22 protein-coding genes and 1 pseudogene are annotated in these 23,808 nt (G+C 40.1%); 12 read left to right on the top strand and 11 right to left on the bottom strand.

What is annotated here, in order from left to right; genetic code table 11:
* Positions 1-50: 50 nt before the first annotated feature.
* A complete protein-coding gene (locus ACGLXV_RS20115; protein WP_391560072.1) occupies positions 51-1,424 on the bottom strand; it encodes a dipeptidase in 1,374 nt (457 codons plus the stop codon).
* A 161-nt stretch (positions 1,425-1,585) separates the two neighbouring features.
* On the opposite strand from ACGLXV_RS20115, the gene ACGLXV_RS20110 reads away from it, so the two are divergent.
* The 3 genes from ACGLXV_RS20110 (at position 1,586) to mscL (ending at position 6,116) form a co-directional block, all read left to right on the top strand.
* On the top strand, positions 1,586-4,948 hold the full coding sequence (locus ACGLXV_RS20110; protein WP_391560071.1) for a hypothetical protein: 3,363 nt from the start codon (positions 1,586-1,588) through the stop codon (positions 4,946-4,948).
* A 78-nt stretch (positions 4,949-5,026) separates the two neighbouring features.
* Entirely contained in the window at positions 5,027-5,467 is a 441-nt protein-coding gene (locus ACGLXV_RS20105; protein WP_119708475.1) for a peptidylprolyl isomerase, read from the top strand.
* A gap of 91 nt (positions 5,468-5,558) precedes the next feature.
* Positions 5,559-6,116 (top strand): large conductance mechanosensitive channel protein MscL, encoded by a 558-nt coding sequence (mscL, locus tag ACGLXV_RS20100; protein WP_391560074.1) that lies wholly within the window; start codon positions 5,559-5,561, stop codon positions 6,114-6,116.
* Positions 6,117-6,140: 24 nt separating this feature from the next.
* Here mscL and ACGLXV_RS20095 read toward each other — a convergent pair whose 3' ends face one another.
* The 6 genes from ACGLXV_RS20095 to ACGLXV_RS20070 form a co-directional block, all read right to left on the bottom strand.
* Positions 6,141-6,788, bottom strand: coding sequence for a glycoside hydrolase family 25 domain-containing protein (locus ACGLXV_RS20095; protein WP_391560070.1), 648 nt, complete (start codon positions 6,786-6,788; stop codon positions 6,141-6,143).
* Positions 6,789-6,865: 77 nt separating this feature from the next.
* Positions 6,866-7,468, bottom strand: coding sequence for a class D sortase (locus ACGLXV_RS20090; protein WP_391560069.1), 603 nt, complete (start codon positions 7,466-7,468; stop codon positions 6,866-6,868).
* Between the two features lie 15 nt (positions 7,469-7,483).
* On the bottom strand, positions 7,484-8,284 hold the full coding sequence (locus tag ACGLXV_RS20085; protein ID WP_391560068.1) for a processed acidic surface protein: 801 nt from the start codon (positions 8,282-8,284) through the stop codon (positions 7,484-7,486).
* Between the two features lie 149 nt (positions 8,285-8,433).
* On the bottom strand, positions 8,434-10,053 hold the full coding sequence (locus ACGLXV_RS20080; RefSeq protein WP_391560067.1) for a PhnE/PtxC family ABC transporter permease: 1,620 nt from the start codon (positions 10,051-10,053) through the stop codon (positions 8,434-8,436).
* Positions 10,053-10,808: a phosphonate ABC transporter ATP-binding protein gene (locus tag ACGLXV_RS20075; protein ID WP_391560066.1), complete on the bottom strand. Its 756-nt coding sequence runs from the start codon at positions 10,806-10,808 to the stop codon at positions 10,053-10,055. Before ACGLXV_RS20075 ends, ACGLXV_RS20080 begins: the two co-directional genes overlap by 1 nt.
* 10 nt (positions 10,809-10,818) lie before the next feature.
* Positions 10,819-11,706: a putative selenate ABC transporter substrate-binding protein gene (locus tag ACGLXV_RS20070; protein ID WP_391560065.1), complete on the bottom strand. Its 888-nt coding sequence runs from the start codon at positions 11,704-11,706 to the stop codon at positions 10,819-10,821.
* Between the two features lie 349 nt (positions 11,707-12,055).
* On the opposite strand from ACGLXV_RS20070, the gene ACGLXV_RS20065 reads away from it, so the two are divergent.
* Positions 12,056-13,258 (top strand): glycine C-acetyltransferase, encoded by a 1,203-nt coding sequence (locus tag ACGLXV_RS20065; protein WP_391560064.1) that lies wholly within the window; start codon positions 12,056-12,058, stop codon positions 13,256-13,258.
* Between the two features lie 14 nt (positions 13,259-13,272).
* Positions 13,273-14,220, top strand: coding sequence for an L-threonine 3-dehydrogenase (locus ACGLXV_RS20060; RefSeq protein WP_391560063.1), 948 nt, complete (start codon positions 13,273-13,275; stop codon positions 14,218-14,220).
* A 91-nt stretch (positions 14,221-14,311) separates the two neighbouring features.
* On the opposite strand, the gene selD is transcribed toward ACGLXV_RS20060, so the two are convergent.
* The gene (gene selD, locus ACGLXV_RS20055; RefSeq protein WP_391560073.1) at positions 14,312-15,349 is read right to left on the bottom strand and encodes a selenide, water dikinase SelD; all 1,038 of its coding nucleotides are present in this window, start codon (positions 15,347-15,349) and stop codon (positions 14,312-14,314) included.
* A gap of 240 nt (positions 15,350-15,589) precedes the next feature.
* Here selD and ACGLXV_RS20050 point away from each other — a divergent pair.
* Positions 15,590-15,772 (top strand): annotated as a pseudogene (locus ACGLXV_RS20050) (Rdx family protein); the annotation flags it as partial.
* Between the two features lie 58 nt (positions 15,773-15,830).
* On the opposite strand, the gene ACGLXV_RS20045 reads toward ACGLXV_RS20050, so the two are convergent.
* A complete protein-coding gene (locus ACGLXV_RS20045; protein ID WP_119708484.1) occupies positions 15,831-16,202 on the bottom strand; it encodes an Hsp20/alpha crystallin family protein in 372 nt (123 codons plus the stop codon).
* Between the two features lie 109 nt (positions 16,203-16,311).
* Between ACGLXV_RS20045 and selA the strand changes: the two genes are divergently transcribed.
* Positions 16,312-17,742, top strand: a complete 1,431-nt coding sequence (selA, locus tag ACGLXV_RS20040; protein WP_391560062.1) for an L-seryl-tRNA(Sec) selenium transferase — start codon at positions 16,312-16,314, stop codon at positions 17,740-17,742.
* Positions 17,743-17,770: 28 nt separating this feature from the next.
* Here the strand turns inward: selA and ACGLXV_RS20035 are convergent, their stop codons facing one another.
* Complete coding sequence (locus ACGLXV_RS20035) at positions 17,771-17,917, bottom strand: small acid-soluble spore protein P (protein WP_119708486.1); 147 nt, start codon at positions 17,915-17,917, stop codon at positions 17,771-17,773.
* Positions 17,918-18,027: 110 nt separating this feature from the next.
* Here ACGLXV_RS20035 and ACGLXV_RS20030 point away from each other — a divergent pair, with 110 nt between their 5' ends.
* Positions 18,028-18,288 (top strand): hypothetical protein, encoded by a 261-nt coding sequence (locus ACGLXV_RS20030; RefSeq protein ID WP_119708487.1) that lies wholly within the window; start codon positions 18,028-18,030, stop codon positions 18,286-18,288.
* A gap of 43 nt (positions 18,289-18,331) precedes the next feature.
* On the opposite strand, the gene sspO is transcribed toward ACGLXV_RS20030, so the two are convergent.
* Positions 18,332-18,481, bottom strand: coding sequence for a small acid-soluble spore protein O (gene sspO / locus ACGLXV_RS20025; RefSeq protein ID WP_119710601.1), 150 nt, complete (start codon positions 18,479-18,481; stop codon positions 18,332-18,334).
* A 356-nt stretch (positions 18,482-18,837) separates the two neighbouring features.
* Between sspO and acnA the strand changes: the two genes are divergently transcribed.
* The 4 genes from acnA (at position 18,838) to ACGLXV_RS20005 (ending at position 23,745) form a co-directional block, all read left to right on the top strand.
* Positions 18,838-21,546 (top strand): aconitate hydratase AcnA, encoded by a 2,709-nt coding sequence (gene acnA, locus ACGLXV_RS20020; protein WP_391560061.1) that lies wholly within the window; start codon positions 18,838-18,840, stop codon positions 21,544-21,546.
* Positions 21,547-21,662: 116 nt separating this feature from the next.
* Positions 21,663-22,712, top strand: coding sequence for an S-methyl-5-thioribose-1-phosphate isomerase (gene mtnA / locus ACGLXV_RS20015; protein WP_391560060.1), 1,050 nt, complete (start codon positions 21,663-21,665; stop codon positions 22,710-22,712).
* A gap of 85 nt (positions 22,713-22,797) precedes the next feature.
* Entirely contained in the window at positions 22,798-23,220 is a 423-nt protein-coding gene (locus tag ACGLXV_RS20010) for a hypothetical protein (protein WP_391560059.1), read from the top strand.
* Between the two features lie 18 nt (positions 23,221-23,238).
* Entirely contained in the window at positions 23,239-23,745 is a 507-nt protein-coding gene (locus ACGLXV_RS20005) for a peroxiredoxin family protein (RefSeq protein WP_391560058.1), read from the top strand.
* The last annotated feature ends 63 nt before the right edge of the window (positions 23,746-23,808 follow it).

Below are 23,808 nucleotides of genomic sequence, written 5' to 3'. Positions count from 1 at the left end.
ATGGAAAAACTACAGGCAGCCTCAAAATAGGCTGCCTGTTTTTTCTTTGTTTATAACGAGTCTGCAAGCTCGAACCAGTACGTGCAGAGTGTCTCAAGCCCTTTGTCAAAGTTCTCAAGATGGAAATGCTCGTTTGGAGCGTGGAAATTTTCCGTTGATAAGCCAAAGCCCATCAATACGACTGGTAACCCTAATAATTGATCAAAAGCGGCAACGATTGGAATGGATCCACCTCCACGAGTGTAAGAAGTAGGAACCTTGTAAATCGCTTCATATGCTCTGCCAGCTGCTTGGATGGCCGGATGCTCAAGAGGAGTTACGTACGGATGACCTTGATCAAACAGGGAAACATTTACCTTAACACCAGCAGGTACATTTGCGTAAATATGCTTGGTTAAAAGATCTGCAATTTCAGCTGGATCTTGATTAGGTACCAAACGACAGGTAATTTTTGCAGAGGCCTTAGCAGGAATGACCGTTTTAATACCATCTCCTTGAAAGCCCCCGTAAATGCCGTTCACTTCTAAAGTAGGTCGTACGTATGTACGTTCTCGAGCGGTAAACCCAGGTTCTCCATGCAGTTCAGAAACTCCTAACTGTTCCTTTAATTCCGCATCTATATCACCCAGTGCAGCAAATGCTTCTCGTTCTTCTTGTGTAATCTCTTGAACACTGTCATAAAAGCCATCGACTAACACTTTTCCGTCAGGACTGTGGAAGGAATTCACAATCTCCACTAGTGCATGAATCGAATTTTGTACCGCACCTCCGTAAAGTCCAGAATGAAGATCGCTATTTGCACCAGTTACATCGATCTGAAGTCCACATAAACCACGTAGCCCATAACAAATCGCAGGCTTTCCAGGCCCTTGCATACCGGTGTCTGAAATCACTATCACATCAGCCGCCAACAGCTCCTTATTCTCTTCAACAAACTGTGGAAGAGTAGGACTTCCAATTTCTTCTTCCCCTTCGATACAAAACTTGAAATTCACAGGAAGGCTACCAGTTGTTCGTAGGATCGCCTCCACTGCTTTTATATGCATAAACACTTGGCCTTTATCATCGCTAGCTCCTCGGGCGTAAATTTTGTTATCACGGATATTGGCTTCAAATGGGGGAGTATCCCAAAGTTCAAGCGGGTCAACCGGCTGAACATCATAATGTCCGTATACAAGTACGGTTGGCTTTCCTTCTTGCTTTAGCCAATCACCATACACAACCGGATGGCCCTTTGTTTCATACACTCTGACATTTTCCATACCGGCATCCTCAAGTGCTTTTGCCGTCCATTTTGCAGCTTCTTTCACATCATCTTTATGCTCAGGAAGGGAACTAATACTTGGTATGGCCAAATACTCGGTAAGCTCTTCTAAATGTGTGCTTCGATTCGAAGTTAAATATTGAAAAATCTCTTTGTTCATCACTCATTCTCCTTTGATAAAAACAGTTCTTATTAGTATTTCGATAGACGAAACGAAAAATCCTTCAAAAAAAATCATGGGATTTTTTCATAATATTGGTAGAAAAAATATGGTGATAGTAGTATAATGGTGTAAAATTACACAAAAAGGAGGATATGACAATGAACTCCATTACAAAGGAGCAAAGGAAACAGATCTTTCGAGAAGAACTTTATTTGTTAAAACAAGAGCAACTTATTTCTCATGCTATCTATAACAAGGTAATCGAAGAATACGAACACTACTACTATATAAGTATCCATAATGAAACGTTAAAAGAAAAAGTGACGACACCTGTTAAAACAGTGGTTGTCAAGCCAGAGAAAAAGAAAACGGTAATAGAAAAGAAGAAGAAAACGCCCGAGCAATTACGTGAAAGAAATATCACTTGGTTGCTTAACTTAGGGGTCATTCTGTTATTGATTGGTGGTTTATATGTGGCGACTAGCAACTGGGAGACAATGTCTAGTTGGATGAAGGCTAGTGCCATCGGTTTGGTTGCTTGCTTATTCTACGGAATGGCTTATATTTCTAAAAGAATTCTTCATATCAACCAAACAGCTTTTGCTTTTACCGTACTGGGAAGCTTATTTCTCCCCATTTTCCTGCTATCTCTTGGCTGGTTTCAACTATTAGGCTCATATTTCTCTTTTAGCGGGGAGGGAAGATACTTTCTAGGAATGCTAAGTGGCTACATACTTGTACCAGTTTATCTATTTTTAGCTAAAAAGATTTCTTCTCGTTTATTTGTTTGGTTTGCAGGAATTGCTGCAACAATTGGTACTGCGTTTTTTCTCACGGCACTTCCTATCCAAAGAGACGGTTTTTATTTCGGAATGATTTTGTACCATGCGGGCTTGTTAGTCTTCCATTTTTATATGAAAAAGAAACCTTCTCTTACGTTGTTTACGAAAGAGGTTCTTCCATTTTTCCAAGCCAGCTTAGTACTGACGACGGCTTTTATGCTACTTCTATTTGATAACCCTGCTTTCTATGGAATGAACATCATACTCACTGCCGTTTTATATTTATCGATGGTGTTTGTGACTGGCCATAAAAACTATCATTTTGTTTTTACCTTATTTTTGGTTTATGGAGTGTATCAGCTTGTCGAGAACTCGATTCTTCTAAACGTTGGACCGATCATGTATGCATTGGTAGGGTCGTTTCTACTAGGCTTGCCTGTATTTTTAAAGGGAGGAGTCGATTGGAAGAAAATCTTCTCGATGACAAGTGCGGTGGTTTCACTTATTGCTTTTGTGTATATATCCGCCAAATCCTTCATCGTTAACTTTGGAGACCCCACTCTGGTGATGATGATTTCTTATTTGATTCTTGCCGGTAATTTTTATTACTTAGCTTATTCTGAAAAAAAGAAGTGGTTTACGTATGTAACTTGTAGTTTTTTAGTTGCGGCTTTATTTGAATTGATGATGCTTGTTCATAAGGTTGCTATGTTTGATTCTTTTCTTCCATTGTTTTTTATCGGGTTCATTCTATTTGTTGTTTTTGGTTTTATGGTACCTTCGGTAATCCGGCAAAGCTCGAGAGATGTTGGAGTGGGGGTCATGCTTTTACCGCTTTTTCCGTCTTGGCTTATGTATGATTGGTGGGAAACAGGGGTGATGTTTGGGCTATTAGCTTTATGCTTTATCCTTGGCAGAAGAGTGGAGGAACGTTCGATTTATCAGGAAACGATTTCTTGGATTATTCCTATTTGTTATGGGTTATGTACGGCTGCCTTGTTCGAGGAAGGTAAGGAATGGTTCCACTGGAGTAAGGTAGAAGTGGGTCCTGCCCTTAATTTTATCGCAGGAAGCGTACTTCTTCTCTTGATCGGGAAGACAAAGAAACCGGCCTTTCTTGTGTCACAAGCATTCTATTTGATAGGAATTCTTTATTCATTTAGTTTGCCAGTTAATGATTTTATCAGAGTCTTTATTCTCTTTGGTGGAATAGCTGTCTCGTATCTGCTTTATCAACAGACAAAGCAGAAGGCCGTCACTTATTACGTGACTCTTTGCTCGCTCATTACCTATATTACTCTTATTTATGCGATTCATGAAAGCTATCAATTTCCTTTATGGCTAGAAGAGGAGCAATGGGTGATCGGTGGAGCGATTTTGATCGTAGTAAGTTATGTAATACGAAGACACGACTTGGAACTGTCTACTAGTTTCTTATACACAACTCATGTTTATTTACCAGCAGCCTTGCTACTAACATTCTTTGCGTTTAATAGTGATGGAATATGGAGCTTTGTGATTGCCACTTTGCTGTATGGTGTGAGTGTTAAGCTCGTTAGCAAAGAATGGTTACTAAAAACTCTCCTTTACGGCTGTTATGTAAGTTTATTTATTGCTATCACTCTATTTCTTATTGAATTGGACTATAGTGAGTACTCCTTTTTCGTGACAAGTATTCTTTTAGCGATTTGGTGGGGATATAGCACCAAAGAATGGAAGGTGAGAACAACCCTTTTTCTTGTTCCATTTTCAATTATTGGAATGCTCTCCATGCTAACATCGTATCCTTTTGGGGAATATACGTATATTTGTCTGATGCTTTATGGGATAGGGCTATTGTTCCTTATACACCATCAAAAATGGGATTTCCTCGTGTTACTCCCATTGATTGTCATGCTAGCAGGCAGCATTCAACTTTCTTATGTTTCAACCTTACTCGTTCCAGAGAGTACAATGGTACTTTTCGCCGGTATCGGCTTGGGTTCCTTTTTTTCAGGTAGAAAGCTTTATAAAGGTCTATTCGTGTCAAATGCAAAACTTCCATTTCTTTATTTCGATGCGTATACGGTCACAGCTTTTCTATACGTTTTATTTCTGTATACCTTGGAAGCAGAAGGGATTCTTTTGAGGATCTTGCCTGGCATTCTAATATGTATGTTTTTGTGGATGCAGCAAACGCGGGTAAGTACAAAGCTAGCTTGGATTCCAAAATTTTTAGCAGGCGGCTATTTACTAGAGCCTTATTATCAAATGCTTGACCAACTCACGATCCCTGTTTTGTTCGAGAGGGAGTTATATGTGTTACCATTCATCGCACTTGGAATTTATCTGAGCCGATGTTTGAAGGGGGCATACGTCACACTTCTTCAAAGAATTCAATGGGGAATCTTGTTCGGAGTCGCATTATTACTCGTTCAAGATGGTTTACAGAGCAATACCGTGTATGATGCGATTATCGTTGGAACCCTTTCACTTCTGTCGATATTGGCTGGGACGATGCTTCGAATCAAATCGTATTTCTTCGTAGGCTCAGGTGTCCTGTTACTAAATGTCGTCTTACAAACAAGGCCATATTGGGGTAATCTCCCATGGTGGGCATACTTGTTACTAGCTGGATCCTTGTTAATCTCTGTGGCTAGCTATAACGAATGGAATAAACAAAAGCGATCAAAAGGGGAGACACCAAAGCTAGAAGGAATCAGAAGGAAAGTTCTGTTGCGACTAAAAACGTGGAAATAAAATTGTAATGTTTGTTTTTTCTACTAGAGTAGTGATATGATATAGACTGATTTTACATAAGAAGGAGATGTTCTCACAATGGCTAAAAAAGGATATATAGCAATGGAGAATGGGGAAAAAGTAGAATTTGACTTATTCCCGAACGAAGCACCTGGTACAGTTGAAAACTTTGAAAAATTAGCAAACGAAGGCTTCTACGATGGAGTTACTTTCCACCGTGTTATCCCTGGTTTCGTAAGCCAAGGTGGAGACCCAACTGGAACAGGAGCAGGCGGCCCTGGTTATTCTATCAAATGTGAAACAGTAGGAAACCCTCACAAGCATGAGGAAGGCAGCCTTTCTATGGCACACGCTGGAAAAGATACAGGCGGAAGCCAATTCTTTATCGTTCACGAGCCACAACCACACTTAAACGGAGTTCACACTGTTTTCGGTAAAGTAACTTCAGGTATGAGCACAGTGAAAGCGATGAGAAACGGCGACACAATGAAAGAAGTTCGCGTATTTGACGCTGAATAATACAGAGGAAGAGTCCATGTTGGGCTCTTTTTTTGTTACTAAAACCACATAACACCTATACGCTCAAACGAATGAACCCCACCCCTAATTCATATATTGGTACAAGCGTGCAAATAGGGAGGGGACGACCATTCGGTTTTTAAAGAATTTTAAAGAGTTCGCAACAAGGGGGACGGTCGTTGAGATGGCGATTGGGGTCATCGTTGGAACAGCGTTTGTTAAAATGGTGGACTCGTTCGTGAAGGATATTATTACGCCGCCGCTTGGCCTTATTTTAGGGAGAGTCAACTTCACAAACATGTACTTTTCCCTGACAGGACAAACCTACACGACTTTAGCTGAAGCGAAAGAAGCAGGGGCGATTACGATTAACTATGGAGTATTTATCGGAACCATTATTGATTTTGCAATTATTTCATTCGCTACTTATTTTGTCCTTTTGCAGATAGGCCGTTTAAAAAATGCACCTGTTGTTAGTATCCCGGTTAAGGAATGTCCATTCTGTTTATCTAATATTTCAGCAAAGGCAGTACGGTGTCCGCAGTGTACCTCTCAACTAACGATAGGTGGGGAAGGTGAGTTCGGGGAACTGGATCATGATACCCGAGTAAAGATTCATTTTCGACAAAATAAAAAGCGCTTGAGCTAAACATTCTCAAGTGCTTTTCCAACGTTACCAAAGCAATTCATAAAGGCGGCTATTAAATAAATTCGTATCAATTGGACATTGTGGTGCATCGCGGCCATATTGCCAGCCCCATACATTGGCCTTACACGGCGGCTTTTTCGGACGGAAGTTAGGAGCGCTTCTTGCTCTCGTCGGACCAGGCTCGGGCTCTGCACTCCACAAAATGAGCTGATTGGCCACTTTATTATCCTTAGCAACGGCGGCACAATACGCTTTGTTAAATTCCCCATGAACCGGATCATGGTATAGGCCAGCTTTGTAGCCGCTCGGGTACAAAGCATCAACAAAGCCTCTAATCCATTCTTCATCTACTTTAAAAAACTTCTCTATATTGCCAAATACCACTTTGCCTTTTGGGATACTTAATCGTCTTGCATGATAAATCGCATTTTGTGCCACAACTTTTCCTTCCCGGTATCCAACCGCTTCATTAAAATTACTTAATATCGGTACCAGCTTAATGCCTCTATTACGAATAAAACGTACTTCTTCTCTCGTGAGCCCAGCTACTTTTCCAGGAATGGGTGCTAAATATCTTCCCCAATAGGATGGCTTTCCAAATCCCTTTTCCACACAATTATACAGGTCCTCCGTTACTTCTGCAGCAGAGTCTACACCCCAATAATAAGCCAATGGCCATTCTCCCTTCAACTTATGTTAACTTTAGATTATATCGGGAGAATCTTGTCCTCATTCCAAAAAAAGCGTGATTACCTTGGATGATTCCAAGTAATCACGCGATGTTTATTTATGAGCTTGGCACTAATAATATAGCGTTCAGGTGCATTGCCTAAAAAATAGAAGGGGTAACAGGTTGTCACCGTCAAAGTTGCCCTTGGCTTTGGCGTCATAACCGTATGATCGTCCGCTTTTACAATACGTATGCGATAGATTTCATAGGTAAAAGTTCCTTCTGTTGTTGTAACGACCAGTTCATCGTCTTCCTTCAGATGACGCAAGCCTCTAAATACGGTGTCTCGATGACCTGAAAGAATCGTATTATTTTTTTCACCCGGCAAAGCACTTCGAATATAATGACCGACTCCGGAACGCAATACTTCTTTTCCGGTACCCTCATAAATAGGAAACACTTGCTCTAATCGAGGAATATACAGTTCACCTAATTTCTCACCGATAGATGGTTTCACCTCGTACAGTGGCCACTGTTTATCAGAAGGAGCTTCTGTCACTTTAGCCGAAGAGGGGGCCTCCACCATTTTTACCTGTTGGACGGAAAGGATTCCTTCTAAATAATAATACGTGTTAACAGCAGCAAGACTAACCCCTACGAGGAGCAAGCCTACTGCTAGCATCTTTATCTTCATTAATTATTTTATTGTGGAGATCGTTTTCTTTCGTATCAAGAAAAGACTGAGGCCAGAGAAGGCGAGAATGAGACCAAGAAGGATTCCCGTTCCATAAAAACTTGCCGTATCAGGGAGCTCCGCGACTAGTTCCCCGACATCTGCGACTTTTTCAAAAGCACTCAAAACAAAATCTCCTGAAAGCATGGCCTTTGTTAGCTCAACATCCGAGAGCAACTCGCCACTTGAACTATGCAATTGTACAAGGAGAGCGTCACTTGTAAATTCATTCGACTGTAATAGTTCTTCATACGATATAGCCGTTTGCGATCCAGTAGAATCGACTAGATAAAACGTAGGAACTAACTGCATGGCGTCCATCATCTTGGCAAACAGGGAAGAGAGCTCCTCTTTTTCAGCATCTGTAAACTCTGAATCAGAAGCCATCATTATTTCCTCAATTCTTGTATCGATAGCTACCATTTGTTGCTGCATTTCATCCGAATCGATTTTCTCGAGGTGTGCAAACAATTGATCAGCTTCTTCCTCAGTGATGCCAATCGACGCTAGAAATTCCTCTAGATCCTTTAATACAGAGAGGTGATTTAAATAAAAATCCACCGCATCTGATAATTCTTGCTTGGACTCATGTTCCTCAACCGTTGTACCGTATTCGGCCAAAATCACATCAAGTTCTTCTCTGGATAAATCGTAGTCTGATAATATTTCATTAACCTCCGTATCCGTCACAGCAGCATGGGCAATCGGAATGCCCAATTGCGAAAATATAAGACCGAAGAAGATAAGCGCACTTACTTTTCTCACTATACTAATCCTCCATTTCGAAAGTATCGATAATGGTATTGTTTGTAAATTTATGAAAAAACATACTCGCTTTTCCTAATGAATGTTATTGTTTACTATTATTGGAATAAAAAAAGAGCACCTCCTAGAAAGAGGTACTCAAGTTTGTATCATTTGGCTACCTTACGCGAAAGCTCAGATAAAAAGTCTGCCATCCAAACAAGCAATAAATAACATAGAATAATCAACGTAATGTCTGAATAATGGAAATAACTCATGCTAAGCTTAAACTGTTGACCAAGCCCTCCTGCACCAACAAAACCTACAACAATCGTTGTTCTCATGATCACTTCCCAACGATAGAGGATAAAGCTTAAAAACTTCGGAAGGACGGAGGGAAGAACACCATATAACAAGATTTGTGCGTGACTGGCTCCTGAAGAGGAAAGATGCCGAATGGGTCTTTCATCAAGGTCTTCAATGACCTCAGCACATAGCTTTCCAAGTATACCAAAGTTATGAAGGGCTAGTGCAACAGCCCCCGGAAGGATACCTGGTTGAAAAATAAAGATAATCATCATGGCCCAAATCAGTTCTGGTACCGCTCTACTTAAAATATAGGACGCTCGAACGAGAAGGAAAGATACCCAATGAAAAGGGGAACGACTCATCGTTAGTTTTCCATTTGCTACATTACGGGCAGCAGGGACAACCGTGATCAGCATCACAATTGTGGCTATTCCTATAGCAATAATACTCATCATCAGAGTATCATAAGACAGCTGCAGGATATGAATCCAGCTCTGAACCGAAAAAAAGGAAGGAGACTCTTCACCAATCCCAAGTAAGCTTAGGAAGAACTTTTTCGCATACTGACCATTCTCGTCTGTAAACAAAGTGAAAAAAGAGGCATGCTCAACTGTATACAAATACATCCAAGAACCAACCACTAATGCAAAGGATAGGAAAAATGATAGCAAGGAAAAGCGTGACGAGCGTTTCGCTAGACGAGAACGCCATTGACTGCTCCACCCGTCTATGACGATCACAATGGCCATCAAAAATAATACAAAGGTCCAAACTTCTTCGTAATTTAAATCATCCAATGAAAGTTGAATCTGATACCCGAGTCCACCTAAACCAACAAAGCTCATGACCGCAGAGGAACGAACCGCACATTCAAAACGGTACATTGTATAAGAAATCATATTTGCTTTTACAAGCGGGAAGTAGCCGTAAAATAACAGTTGCCAATTAGATGCACCTGTTGACTGTAAGGATTGAATCGGTTCATTTTCTACATCTGACAGCATATCAGCGAAGATTCTCCCTAGAATTCCCCCATATGGAATCGCGATAGCCAAAATAGCAGAGTAAGGTGTCAAACCGAAAGCAGATACAAACAGCAACGCCCAAACTAGCTCATGAATCGCACGAAGGAAGCCAAGAAACGCTCGAAAAAAGCTTTTACTCAATGACGAGAAAGGCTTCTGAGAGCTTTGTAACACACCTGAAGCCAGAACCCCAAAAACAACAGCAATGACGATGGCAATTGTCATTCCAGCCACCGCATAGGTAATCGTCACCCAAGCAGACTCAAGGGCGAGAAGAAGAATGTCAGGAGAAAGATCAGGGTGTATCATCGCCTCAATAATCTGGAGGAAGGTTGTACCTCCACCTGGGTGAAGAAGCGGCTCCTTCCAATCAATCACACGTAAGCTCCATAAAAATACGAGAACTAATAAAAGTGTGAGAAGGTTTTTTTGTTGAAATCGAAGACTTTGTTTCATTACATCGTCTCCCTCAGTTTGTATAACTCTTTTAGGTGACGATCCGTTAACTGGTCAACAGGAAGATCGAAAACCATTCCACCTTGTCTTAGACCAATGACTCTAGTAAAGTACTTTTTTGCATAATCAACGGAATGAAGGCTAGTTACCAGTGTTTGTTTTTCTTCTTGAACAAGCTTTGTTAATATGTCTAACACATCTTCCGCTCGAGCAGGATCGAGAGACGCCACAGGTTCATCGGCTAAAATAATTTCAGGCTGTTGCACGAGCAATCTGGCTAACGCCACACGTTGCTGCTCACCACCAGACAATGAACCGGTTTGCTCAAAAATTTTGTGACCCAATCCTACTCGTGAAAGTGCATGTTCGGCGATTTCCTTCTCTTGAGGAATCACTAGCGAAAGAACAGATCTGAATAAACTCCAGTCAGCTAGTTTCCCAGCTAAGACGTTATGTACGACAGGGAGAGCATTCACTAAATCGAACTGCTGACGAATAACACCAATTTTTTTGGCACGTACTTTGCGATTACGATAAAAGGAGGGCGGTTGCCCATCAATCATTATTGTTCCCGTTCCACTGATATTTGACAAAGATAGCACATTTAAAAGTGTGCTTTTTCCCGCACCACTCGGGCCAATTAAGGCAATTCGTTCACCCTTTTTAATGAATAAAGAAAGGGAAGATAAGGCTATCTTCCCGTCAAAAGAGACTGATACATCTTTTAATTCGATGATGTTTTGACTGGTCTCCACATCTACACCTCTATTTAATAATACCGATTTGTTTTGCCACTTTTTCAATGGCTTCGTAGTTTTCATTTTTTGTTTCAATAAACTTATCCGTTTGGAAAAGGTCCAAAATCGTTTGCTGTTCACTACCCATAGAGAGAAGGGCATCTGTTATTTTTTGCTTTACGTCGGAATCGTATCCTTCAAGCGTATTAATTGTCCAGTGATAATCGTAGTAGGCAGGAGTCGTATAAAATACATCCACCTTGTTCGTATCGACTTTTCCTTCTGCTACTGCTGCTTCCCAAACGGCTTCGTTTAGAGCACCCGTTTGATAAGCACCTGATTCTACTAGCTTATAAGTTTTGTCGTGAGAACCAGAGTAAGAGGGTTTGCCGTTGAAATCTTGATCGGCATCAATTCCTTCTTCCATTAAATAATATCGAGGCATTAAATGTCCAGAAGTTGAGCTTTCACTACCAAAAGTAAAGCTTTTTCCTTTTAAATCACTCAACGATGTTAATCCAAGTTCTTTTTGAGCGATAAAAACAGAGTGGAATTCTTCATCACGAGGTCTTTGAGCAATGGCTTCCGCGTCAGGAACTAGGCTTCTTGCTTGAACACCCGTTAAGCCACCAAACCAAGCTAGTTGGATTTCTCCTCGTTCAAAGGCAGTAACTAGCGCTGCATAGTCTACGGATGGTACGTATTCAACCTCTAAACCAGTCTCAGCAGAAAGGTAGTATGCCACTTCGCCCATGCTACGACTTAAAACCGAAACATCTTGGTCAGGAATTGCACCAATTTTTAGGGTTTGTTTGGTTGTTTCTTCTTTTTCAGAAGTTTCTTTGTTCTCCTCCGCACAGCCGCTTAGAAGACCAATTAGTAAAATAAATACTAAAAACGATACTAATTTTTTCATTATTAGATTCCCCCAAATCATTTGTACTTTTTTATTATGTAGAATAACAATCCTCACAAGAAGAGGATTGTTATTTTCATTATTTAAGTAATCATAAAAAACCTCATTTTCTAATCATACTAAAATTATAAGTTTTACACTACTGATTTATTGTAATAGGAATACTTTATCAATTCCGCGCATGTAATTCATTCGAAATTTGTCCACGCACTATGCACAACGTATAAAAATATGCTAAAGTGATAACTATAAAAACCTTTATTTTTCAACGTTTCAACTACATAACAACTGTCTTTTTCCAGTGGACAGTTGTTTATTCCGAAACAACATTGCAAAGGGGATGAATGAAATGTCAAGTAAGAAATTAGCGAAGTTTTTAACTGAAAATCTCGAAGATTTAAAGGGGAAGGGTCTTTATAACGTCATCGACCCATTAGAAAGCGCGAACGGTCCAATGATTACAATTAACGGAAAAGAGCTTGTGAATCTTTCCTCCAATAACTATCTGGGACTTGCAACCGATTCTCGTCTAAAAGAAGCAGCAACAGAAGCCATCCAACAGTTTGGAGTAGGAGCGGGTGCTGTACGAACAATCAATGGAACGTTAAAGCTTCACTTAGAACTTGAGGAGAAATTAGCTCAATTTAAGCAAACAGAAGCCGCCATTGCATACCAATCGGGATTTAATTGTAATATGGCTGCCATCTCAGGAATTATGGATAAAAACGACGCGATTCTTTCTGATGAATTAAACCATGCTTCCATTATCGATGGCTGCCGCTTATCACGAGCAAAAATCATTCGTTACAATCATTCAGACATGGATGATCTTCGTGTAAAGGCAAAGGAAGCAACAGAATCAGGACTTTACAATAAAGTAATGGTGATTACGGACGGGGTATTTTCGATGGACGGTGATATTGCCAAGCTTCCTGAAATCGTTCAAATTGCAGAAGAGTTTGATTTAATTACGTACGTAGATGATGCGCACGGTTCTGGTGTACTTGGAAAGGGTGCAGGAACGGTTAAGCACTTCGGATTATCCGACAAAGTAGATCTACAAATTGGAACTTTATCAAAAGCCATTGGAGTGGTCGGGGGATATGTGGCAGGGAAGCAAGATTTAATTGATTGGTTGAAGGTTCGCAGTAGACCGTTTTTATTCTCCACCTCTTTAACTCCGGCCGATGTGGCTGCAAGTATTCGTGCCATCGAGTTATTAATGGAAAGCTCGGAACTGAACGAAAAGCTTTGGGAAAATGCCAATTATTTAAAAGCAGGCCTTGTCAAATTAGGCTTTAATATCGGCGACAGTGAAACACCAATTACTCCATGCATCATTGGTGAGGAAGTAAAAACTCAGGAGTTTAGCAAGCGCCTTTATGAAGAGGGTGTGTATGCCAAATCCATTGTCTTTCCAACCGTACCAAGAGGGACAGGAAGGGTAAGAAATATGCCTTCCGCAGCTCATACAAAGGCGATGCTAGATCAAGCGCTTGTCATCTATGAAAGAGTTGGGAAAGAGCTAGGAATCATCTCAGAGGAAGCATAATTGGGAGGAAAAACATGAAACGCATTTTGATAACGGGGGCATTAGGGCAAATCGGTTCAGAGTTAACCGTTAAATTAAGAGAATTATACGGTGCTGACAATGTAGTGGCGACAGATATTCGTAAAAATGAAAGCGAAGCAGCTTTAAGTGGACCATTTGAAGTTGTCGATGTGACAGACGGAGCTAAAATGCTTGATGTCGCGAAGAAGTACAAAACAGATACCGTTATTCATATGGCCGCACTTCTTTCAGCGACAGCAGAAGCAAATCCTGTGTTTGCTTGGAATTTAAATATGGGTGGGTTAATGAATGCTTTAGAAACAGCTCGCGAGACCAAAAGTCAGTTTTTCACTCCGAGCTCAATTGGAGCTTTTGGTCCAACGACTCCGAAAGTAAATACCCCTCAAGACACTATACACCGTCCAACCACGATGTACGGGGTAAATAAGGTCGCAGGTGAGCTGCTTTCTGATTATTATTATCATCGCTACGGAGTTGATACGAGAGGTCTCCGTTTCCCTGGATTAATTTCCTACGTAACAGCACCAGGTGGAGGGACGACTGATTACGCAGTAGAAATCTATTACAAGGCTCTTAAATTTGGACAGTATACCTCCTATATCAAAGAAGGAACGTACATGGATATGATGTACATGCCGGATGCTTTAACTGCTATTGTTGATTTAATGGAAGCGGATTCATCTCAACTTATCCATCGCAATTCCTTTAATGTGACCGCTATGAGCTTTGCACCAGAAGAAATTGCGGCTGAAATTAAAAAGCATATTCCACATTTCACGATGAAATACGATGTTGACCCCATTCGACAAGGGATTGCTGACAGTTGGCCGGATTCGATTGATTGTACCGCTGCCAAGGAAGAATGGGGATTTAAGGCGGATTTTAATTTAGAGACGATGACCATCGACATGCTGGATAAATTAAGAAAGAAAATCATATAAAGCGGGGAAGGGGCTAACCATGAAGGTAGCCCCCTTATTATTCTTTGGACACAAAAAAGCAGCGAAGGTAGAATTCACTGCTTTTTCAAGACTATTTTACATAAATAAGTTTGTCTTTCTTTTCAACTACTTGACCAATGATAGTATATCGGAAATCAAGTGAGGTATACTTCTCCGCATATTCCAATGGAAGGGCAATCAAAAGTCCACCCGATGTAATTGCATCACAAAGGACAAGCTGTTGCTGTATGCTTATGTCGGTTCCATACGCAATATCTTTTTCAAGCCATTTGTGATTGGACTTAGAACCTCCAGGAACAATTCCTTGCTCGGCCAGCTCATATGTACCATTAAGAACTGGTACTCGCTCTAAATCAATTTCAAAACTAACATCACTTCCGCGAGCCATCTCACTCGCATGACCAAGTAAGCCAAATCCTGTTACATCTGTTACGGCATGAGGAGTGAAATCCTTCAATCGTTCACAAGCCTGTTTGTTCAACTCCGCCATAAGCAGGGTAACCGTTTCCTCTTGTTCCTTTGTTACAACAGCCCGCTTAATTCCAGTAGTCATAATGCCAACACCAATGGGTTTTGTCAAGACAAGCACATCACCAGGCTTTGCACCAATGTTTTTCCAAATTTTATTTGGTTCAACGATACCAGTCACTGAAAGTCCAAATTTAGGCTCTTGATCATCAATGGAGTGACCTCCGATCGTTAAGGCACCAGCCTCAACTACCTTATCACTCGCACCTTTTAAGATCTCAGATAAAATTTCAGCTCCCAGCTTTTTGACAGGGTAACCAACAATATTTAATGCCGTTTTCGGTGTTCCACCCATTGCGTACACATCACTCAACGCATTAGCTGCTGCAATTTGACCAAACATATATGGGTCATCCACAATTGGTGTAAAATAATCAATTGTTTGAATGATGGCTAAAGAATCGGTTAACTGGTACACCCCTGCATCGTCAGACGTTTCGTGTCCCACTAATAGCTCTGGTGTTCTTTTTTGTTCAGGTAAAAGGCGCAAAACTTGCGCTAAGTCCTCAGGACCAATTTTACAGCCTCAACCAGCCTTTGTAGAAAGGGAAGTTAGTCTTACTTTTTCTAACTCGCTCATCATCACTCACCTCCAAGAAATAGTATACAACCTATACGAAGGAAAATCACTTTTTTGGTAGTTTCTCGACACAAACATTAAAGGAATTTCGTGACCTTGCGAAAACTAGTAACTCTGTAATAAAATAGTATTATCACAAATAAATGAAAGTTTTGTGAAATCTTTCTGCAGAAAATGGAGGAAGCTACGATGTCTTTTGAGGTAAAAGTTGAATTTTGCATGATGTGAAACTACGCACCAAAAGCCGCGAGTTTCGCGGAAGACCTGTTTAACCATTTCCGTAAGGACATTACGAAACTAGAGCTCATACCTGCTTCAGGTGGGGTATTCGAAGTTACGGTAAATGGAGAAAAGATGTATTCTAAAGCTGAAACGGGCGTATTTCCAAAAAGCCCAGATATTATCGCAAAAATGGAAAGCTAAATATAGCAACAAAGCCGTCTTGTAAAAGACGGCTTTTCATTTTTATAAATAAGAGAGGCTACCTCTTTATCTCTATTAGACGGTCTACCGGCGCTAACGTTTTTTCCTTATCAATAGAAATCTCTAGTACTTGATCAATTTGGTACGCACCAACCTCATGTTCTCTCACATCAAATGGCCAATCCACCTTTCTTGATCGAAGCTTTCCGCCACAATTGACAGAAATAATAACCGTATTCTCCTGAAGGGCAACGGTTGTTTCAGTGGATTGTTCAGGTATATCTGCTTCGATAATAAACTGAGTCCCTGATTCAAATATATCTAATCGAAAGGCAGTTTCGTCCAAAAAGGTTGTAAGCGGGTCCAAAAATAAGGCTTCTAACCATTTGTCGATCGACTGGGAGTCAGAATTCTTTTTTGAAGATGTCATCGCTGTGTTCCTCTCATGTATTTGATAACTGTTATTATCGTATGAGAATTTTTTCTATCGGTGAAACATGTTATACTAAACAGGCAAAATAAGGGCTGGAGGGTTACTTTTGAAAGAGTTTGTACGATATATACCACCGATTCACGAGCTTCAAAAAGACGCTCGTTTTTCTACACTCACACAAACATACAGAATTGATACAAACGAAATGAGTTCTATTTTAAAAAATGTCGTCAGTACCATTCGCGAGCAATTACTATCTGCTTGCTGGGAAGGGGAATTACCGGGATCTCAACCATTTATAGATGAGCTCTTTCAAAAAATAGAATATGAATTAAAACACGTTTATCAATATACGATTAAAAGAGTCATTAATGCCACTGGAACCATTTTACATACAAATCTTGGCAGAGCTCGCCTCAGCCAAAACGCTATGGATCATGTCATTCAAGCCGCCCAAAACTACTCCAACCTCGAATACAAGTTAGCAGAAGGAGAAAGAGGCTCACGACATGCTCATGTAGAGGAGCTTATTAAACGATTAACTGGTGCAGAAGCGGCAATGGTCGTTAATAACAACGCAGCAGCGGTTTTTCTCATTCTCCGAGCGCTAGCATTTCAAAAAGAAGTGATCGTATCAAGAGGGCAACTGGTTGAAATAGGTGGTTCCTTCCGTATTTCTTCTATTATGGAAGAGAGTGGGGCAAAGCTAGTAGAAGTAGGAACGACAAACAAAACCCATTTGTATGATTTTGAAAAAGCTATTAGTGAAGACACAGCGATGATTATGAAGGTACATACAAGTAATTTTAAAGTGATTGGATTTACAAAGTCAGTTGAAACATCCGATTTGGTGGATTTAGCAAAACGTCATACGTCTGTTATTTTTTACGAGGATTTAGGTAGCGGTGCACTATACGACTATAGTCAGCATGGGATAGGGGAAGAACCCGTTGTTTCTGATGTTCTTAATCAAGGGGTAGACATTGTCTCTTTTAGTGGGGATAAGCTTCTTGGTGGACCACAAGCAGGGGTAATTGCTGGTAAAAAGATATTAATCGATCAATTGAAAAAACATCAACTTGCTCGTGTGCTGCGTGTAGATAAGATGACACTAGCAGCCCTTGAGGGGACTTTACTTGATTATAGTAAAGGGACCACAGCAATTCAAACCATTCCAGTGGTCCGAGATTTACTTGCCACAAAAAAGATGTTACAAATACGAACCAATCAGTTTATCGACCGGCTAACACAACAATCAAGTGGCTTTACAGTGACAAGCAAGGAGTCAACTAGCCAAGTAGGTGGAGGAACAATGCCAGACGTGGAGCTTCCTACTGTTGTTGTTCATATCAAAAGTGAGTCCATGTCCGTAGAAACACTAGCTTACCGTCTAAGAACAGAAAATACCCCTCCTATTGTGGCACGTATTCAAAAGGAAGAACTATTACTGGATTTACGAACGGTGACAGTAGAAGAAGAAGATATTATAATTGATGCGCTAGTATCCATAGATAGGATGATGTCAAAAGAGCTGTAGGGAGAGTAACCTACAGCTCTTTATTTTTTTACATATCATGTCCTGAGTTATGCTTTTGTCTCGTATGGTTACGGTTTTTCACCTTTTTTGAACCGCTAAGTGGCTCTGGTTGGCTGCCGTTGTTGTGACCTTTTGGTGCATTTTTACGCATGTCTTTTCCGTCATTTTTGTTCATTTTCATCCCTCCTATTGATAGGATGGAATGCGCAAGATTTTTTATACCGAATATTTTTATCGTTACCTGCACAATTTAACCTCAAGCAAATAAAGAAAGGAGAGGCTTACATGCCTTATAAAGAGGATAAACAACATGCATTTTTAGCTGCACAGCAAGGCGTAAATGAAGCGCAGGAGCTGTATAACGATATTGTTCAAGACAGTGCTAGCTATGGACATCAGTTAAAGCACTTGAAAAAAGAAGTAAACGAAGCATATGCACAAATAGAAAATGCACTTGAGGTGGCGTCTGAAACCCAAAGAGCGCAGCTGGAAAGATTTCAACAAGATTTACAATCGATTGTCTCAGAAGTAAATATGACTGAGTAAAATAGATAAGCTGACTCGAGATGATCGAGTCAGCTTTTTTCCACTACTGATTTTTCTTTCTCTTTTTATTATTTTTCTTTTGCATTTCCGTTAATGGTTCGTTTGAAAATTCCTCATTATAACCAGCACCAGCTCCTTGAGCGCTAGCCGCGTTCGTGGTTGGGATTACATGGTTTGCCTTTCTTTTTGCCATTTCTATCACCTCCACTGATATTTTCACCCAAACGATATGGATAATACCAATAACGCTTTCATAAATCCTAGAGTTGTAAATAAGGACACTATTTTTCCACCATAGCTTTACCTCAAACCTTTTTACTTCAAATAAAAAGAACCACATCAATGAACTCAAGATTTTAATGATACAAAACAGGGGAATAGAAAATAACATAAGTTCAACTTATCAAAAACAATAACTTACTTGTTATTTACTTATATAAAAGGTTGTATTAAGATAATATTGAAAGAAAAGTTTGAAGAAAATTCATTTTATTCACTTTTCGACTATCAAACTATTGGTATATGAACATTGTAATGGGGGTAATTCATATGTCTAATCAAGATGTATTCCAATCCCGTAAGTCCTTTGAAATCGACGGGAAGCGCTATCACTACTATCATTTGGGAGCTTTAGAAGAAGCAGGAATTGGAAAAGTTTCTAACCTGCCATACTCTATTAAAGTATTGCTAGAGTCAGTTCTTCGTCAGTATGATGGCCGTGTTATTACAAAAGAGCATGTTGAAAACTTAGCAAAATGGGGAACAAGTGAAGTAAAAGAAGTAGATGTACCTTTCAAGCCTTCACGTGTTATTCTTCAAGACTTCACTGGTGTACCAGCAGTTGTTGACTTAGCCTCTTTAAGAAAAGCAATGGCTGATCTAGGTGGAGATCCTAACAAGATTAACCCTGAAAAACCAGTTGACCTAGTAATTGACCACTCTGTACAGGTTGATAAATATGGTACAGCTGACGCACTTCAAGCTAATATGGATCTTGAATTTGAACGTAACACAGAGCGTTATCAGTTCCTTAGCTGGGCTCAAAAAGCATTTGATAACTATCGTGCAGTTCCACCAGCTACAGGTATCGTTCACCAAGTAAACCTTGAGTTTTTAGCAGGGGTAGTATTAACTACAGAAAATGCTGATGGTGAAATTGAAGCGTTCCCAGATACATTAGTTGGAACAGATTCACACACTACGATGATCAACGGTATCGGTGTTCTTGGATGGGGTGTAGGTGGTATTGAAGCAGAAGCAGGAATGCTTGGTCAGCCTTCATACTTCCCAGTTCCTGAAGTAGTTGGGGTTAAATTAATTGGGGAACTTCCAAACGGTTCAACAGCTACTGACCTTGCCCTAAAAGTAACACAAGTTCTTCGAAAGCAAGGCGTAGTTAACAAGTTCGTTGAATTCTTTGGACCAGGTGTGGTTTCTCTACCATTAGCTGACCGTGCAACGGTTGCTAATATGGCTCCTGAGTACGGCGCAACTTGTGGTTTCTTCCCAGTAGATGGAGAAGCACTAGAATATATGCGTTTAACTGGACGTTCTGAAGAGCAAATCAAGCTTGTTGAAACATATTGCCAAGAAAACGGTTTATTCTTCGATCCAGAATTAAACCCTGTTTATACAGATGTAGTTGAAATTAATCTTGCTGACATTGAAGCGAACCTTTCTGGTCCAAAGCGTCCACAAGACTTAATTCCACTATCTCAAATGAAGAAAGAATTCAACCAAGCGATTACTGCTCCTCAAGGTAACCAAGGCTTCGGTTTAACGGAGTCTGAAAAAGACAAAGAAGTAACGGTTACTTTCGACAATGGCGACACTACTGTTATGAAGACGGGCGCTGTGGCAATCGCGGCGATTACGAGCTGTACAAATACTTCTAACCCATACGTATTAGTAGGGGCTGGCTTAGTGGCGAAAAAAGCAGTTGAGCTTGGTATGGAAGTACCTAAATTCGTTAAAACATCTTTAGCACCTGGATCAAAGGTTGTAACAGGTTATCTTTCAGATTCTGGCTTACTTCCTTATCTTGATCAATTAGGCTTCAACCTAGTAGGGTACGGATGTACAACATGTATCGGTAACTCTGGACCTCTTAAGGATGAAATCGAAAAAGCAGTGGCAGAAAATGATCTTCTAATCACATCAGTTCTTTCTGGTAACCGTAACTTTGAAGGACGTATTCATCCACTTGTAAAAGGTAACTACTTAGCTTCACCACCACTAGTTGTTGCATATGCACTTGCTGGTACAGTAGATATCGATCTTCAAAACGAGGCAATTGGAAAAGATCGTAACGGAAACGATGTATTCTTTAAGGACATTTGGCCAACTACTGCTGAAGTAAATGAAGTAGTAAAACAAACCGTTACACCTGAGCTATTCAGAAGAGAATATGAGAATGTCTTTGATGACAATGCTCGTTGGAATGAAATCCAAACTAGTAATGACTCTCTATATACGTTTGATGATACTTCAACTTATATCCAGAACCCTCCATTCTTCGAAGGCTTAAAGCCAGATCCAGAAGAAGTTACACCTTTATCTGGATTAAAGGTAGTTGCGAAGTTTGGTGATTCTGTAACAACTGACCATATTTCTCCTGCTGGTGCTATTGGTAAAAATACACCTGCTGGAAAATACCTACTTGAAAACGGAGTGGAAATTCGTGATTTCAACTCTTACGGATCTCGTCGTGGTAACCACGAAGTAATGATGCGTGGAACATTCGCAAATATCCGTATCCGTAACCAAGTGGCTCCTGGCACAGAAGGTGGATTTACAACTTACTGGCCAACTGGCGAAGTAACATCTATCTATGATGCATGTATGAAGTATAAGCAAGATGGAACAGGCCTAATTGTTCTAGCAGGTAAGGACTACGGAATGGGTTCTTCACGTGACTGGGCAGCAAAAGGTACAAACCTTCTTGGAATCAAAACCGTTTTAGCTGAAAGCTTTGAGCGTATTCACCGTTCAAACCTTGTATTAATGGGTGTTCTTCCACTTCAATTCAAAGATGGAGAAAACGCTGATACACTTGGCCTAACTGGTAAAGAAACAATCGACGTTCAAGTGGATGAAAATGTAAGACCACGTGACCTATTAAAGGTTACAGCTACTGCTGAAGACGGAAGCAAGAAAGAATTTGAAGTTCTCGTTCGATTCGACTCAGAAGTAGAAATCGATTACTACCGTCACGGTGGAATTCTACCAATGGTTCTTCGTGAAAAATTACAAAACTAATTACTCAAACCGTGTGGCATTTAGCTACACGGTTTTTTTATAAAAAATAGTTGCTCAAATACAGAATATTGTTAAAATATAATAGCAACCAATTACAACATTATGAGGAGCAAGAGATGACTACTAACTTTATTCAATCCGTTACTTTTGACGACCAAGGTCGATTGCATATTCTAGATCAAACGAAACTTCCCCATATTACTGAGTTTATTGAAATTGAAACCGTTGAAGACACATGGGATGCCATTAAACAACTAAAGGTTAGAGGAGCACCAGCGATCGGGATCGCTGCAGCATACGGACTCGTGTTAGCGGTAAAGGATGCACCGGAAGACAGCTTTGATGAGTTTTATCAAGTTTTTAAAAAGCATCTTGATTACTTAGCTTCATCTAGACCAACCGCAGTGAATCTTTTCTGGGCATTAAATCGTTTGGACGAGCTTGTGAAACAACAGCAAACTCAACCAATCAGCGATATCAAAGCCTCTTTAATAAGAGAAGCACATGAAATCCGAAATGAGGATGAAGAACTATGTCGTGCGATCGGTGAGCATGCCTTAACTCTTCTTGAAGATGGAATGACGGTTCTTACACACTGTAACGCAGGTGGAATTGCGACAGCGAAATATGGTACAGCCCTTGCACCAATCTACTTAGCTAAGGAAAAAGGGATGGATATTAAAGTATTCGCAGATGAAACAAGACCGCTCCTTCAAGGTGCACGTTTAACCACTTGGGAATTAATGCAGGCTGGAGTAGATGTAACACTGATTGCTGATAACATGGCAGCGATGGTCATGAAAAAGGGAATGGTACAAGCAGTCATTGTTGGATGTGACCGTGTAGCTGCCAACGGAGATGCAGCTAATAAAATCGGAACTTACGGAGTGGCTTTGTTAGCAAAAGCTCACAATATTCCTTTTTATGTTGCAGCACCAACGCCAACGATTGATATAGATACACCAACAGGAGAAGATATTCCGATTGAAGAACGTGGTTCAGAAGAAATTACTCAAGCGTTCGGGATTGAAACAGCTCCTCAAGGCGTGAATGTATTTAATCCAGCATTTGACGTAACACCACATGATCTCATCACTGCAATTATTACCGAAAAAGGCGTCATTAAAGGGAATTATAGTGAGGAATTAAAGAAATTATTTAATTAGTTTGCGTAAAGAGAGCTCCTGTAGCTCTCTTTTTTTATACTTGTCAGGGTATAATAGTAGAAAATAAAGAAGCAAGGAGTTACTCATGGAGACAATAGTTTTAGGTCCGCTACTTATCCCATACAAATGGCTGTATTTCATATTAGCGGGTATAACTACATACATTACGGTAAAAATTACTTTAAAAGAGAACAAGTCTTTCTTCAAAATGTTTATGGATGAATTAACGAATGCTTTATTTTTATGGTTTCTCTTTTATAAATTTAGCATCGTCCTTTTTCGCCCAAGTATTCTATTCGAAAGGCCAATAGAAATTCTTTATTTTACAGGCGGTTCTAAGGGGCTTCTATTGGGGACTTTCGTTGCTGTATTATTTTTTATCAGAAAGGCTTATAAAAACAAGTGGAGTGTTCCTTTAACAATACATGCTGCAGTTTATACTCTGCTCACATTCATTATTTCTTATTGGATCATCCACACGCTTTTTGCAATATTTTTAAATCAATAATCTACATGGAGGGACATCATGCTTAAAAAAGTAACGTTAGCGGTCTTCCTATTAACATTAATGACGATTACTCTTACTCATTCAATGGCGGAAGCAGCCCCAGACAATCTCCCAGGTTTAAAGGTAGGGGAGAAAGCTCCTGATTTTGAGCTAAAGACCCTCGACGGAAAGATGGTTAAGTTATCGGATTATCGTGGAAAAAAAGTGATTCTCAACTTTTGGGCAACTTGGTGTCCTCCTTGTAAAGCCGAAATGCCTGATATTCAAAAGTACTACAATGAAGCTGATGACAACGTAGAAATATTAGCGGTCAATATTGACCCTCAGTACGATGTAAAGAAGTTTGTACGTGAAGCCAATGTCACATTTCCCGTTTTATTAGACAGCAACGATGAAGTGAATACCATGTATAGAATTCTTACCATTCCCACTACTTATTTTATCGATGGAGAAGGAATTATACGTAGCAAGTATTTAAGTGTCATGACAATCGAGATCATTCGCGAGCATATCAAAAACATGTAATCTGCCTTTTAAGAGGCAGATTTTATTTTGCAAAGGCTTGCACTTTATTAAATTTTCAAAAAG

Origin of the sequence: Robertmurraya sp., assembly GCF_036676585.1 — a bacterium.
Lineage (GTDB): Bacteria > Bacillota > Bacilli > Bacillales > Cytobacillaceae > Robertmurraya_A.
This window is presented reverse-complemented; position numbering and strand designations above follow the sequence as displayed.

What these genes read in the sequence shown, in the direction of transcription:
- ACGLXV_RS20115 (WP_391560072.1), bottom strand. Translation starts at nt 1,424, where the DNA reads ATGAACAAAGAGATTTTTCAATATTTAACTTCGAATCGAAGCACACAT.
- ACGLXV_RS20110 (WP_391560071.1), top strand. Translation starts at nt 1,586, where the DNA reads ATGAACTCCATTACAAAGGAGCAAAGGAAACAGATCTTTCGAGAAGAA.
- ACGLXV_RS20105 (WP_119708475.1), top strand. Translation starts at nt 5,027, where the DNA reads ATGGCTAAAAAAGGATATATAGCAATGGAGAATGGGGAAAAAGTAGAA.
- ACGLXV_RS20090 (WP_391560069.1), bottom strand. Translation starts at nt 7,468, where the DNA reads ATGCTAGCAGTAGGCTTGCTCCTCGTAGGGGTTAGTCTTGCTGCTGTT.
- ACGLXV_RS20080 (WP_391560067.1), bottom strand. Translation starts at nt 10,053, where the DNA reads ATGAAACAAAGTCTTCGATTTCAACAAAAAAACCTTCTCACACTTTTA.
- ACGLXV_RS20070 (WP_391560065.1), bottom strand. Translation starts at nt 11,706, where the DNA reads ATGAAAAAATTAGTATCGTTTTTAGTATTTATTTTACTAATTGGTCTT.
- ACGLXV_RS20065 (WP_391560064.1), top strand. Translation starts at nt 12,056, where the DNA reads ATGTCAAGTAAGAAATTAGCGAAGTTTTTAACTGAAAATCTCGAAGAT.
- ACGLXV_RS20060 (WP_391560063.1), top strand. Translation starts at nt 13,273, where the DNA reads ATGAAACGCATTTTGATAACGGGGGCATTAGGGCAAATCGGTTCAGAG.
- ACGLXV_RS20045 (WP_119708484.1), bottom strand. Translation starts at nt 16,202, where the DNA reads ATGACATCTTCAAAAAAGAATTCTGACTCCCAGTCGATCGACAAATGG.
- ACGLXV_RS20035 (WP_119708486.1), bottom strand. Translation starts at nt 17,917, where the DNA reads ATGAACAAAAATGACGGAAAAGACATGCGTAAAAATGCACCAAAAGGT.
- ACGLXV_RS20030 (WP_119708487.1), top strand. Translation starts at nt 18,028, where the DNA reads ATGCCTTATAAAGAGGATAAACAACATGCATTTTTAGCTGCACAGCAA.
- sspO (WP_119710601.1), bottom strand. Translation starts at nt 18,481, where the DNA reads ATGGCAAAAAGAAAGGCAAACCATGTAATCCCAACCACGAACGCGGCT.
- acnA (WP_391560061.1), top strand. Translation starts at nt 18,838, where the DNA reads ATGTCTAATCAAGATGTATTCCAATCCCGTAAGTCCTTTGAAATCGAC.
- mtnA (WP_391560060.1), top strand. Translation starts at nt 21,663, where the DNA reads ATGACTACTAACTTTATTCAATCCGTTACTTTTGACGACCAAGGTCGA.
- ACGLXV_RS20010 (WP_391560059.1), top strand. Translation starts at nt 22,798, where the DNA reads ATGGAGACAATAGTTTTAGGTCCGCTACTTATCCCATACAAATGGCTG.
- ACGLXV_RS20005 (WP_391560058.1), top strand. Translation starts at nt 23,239, where the DNA reads ATGCTTAAAAAAGTAACGTTAGCGGTCTTCCTATTAACATTAATGACG.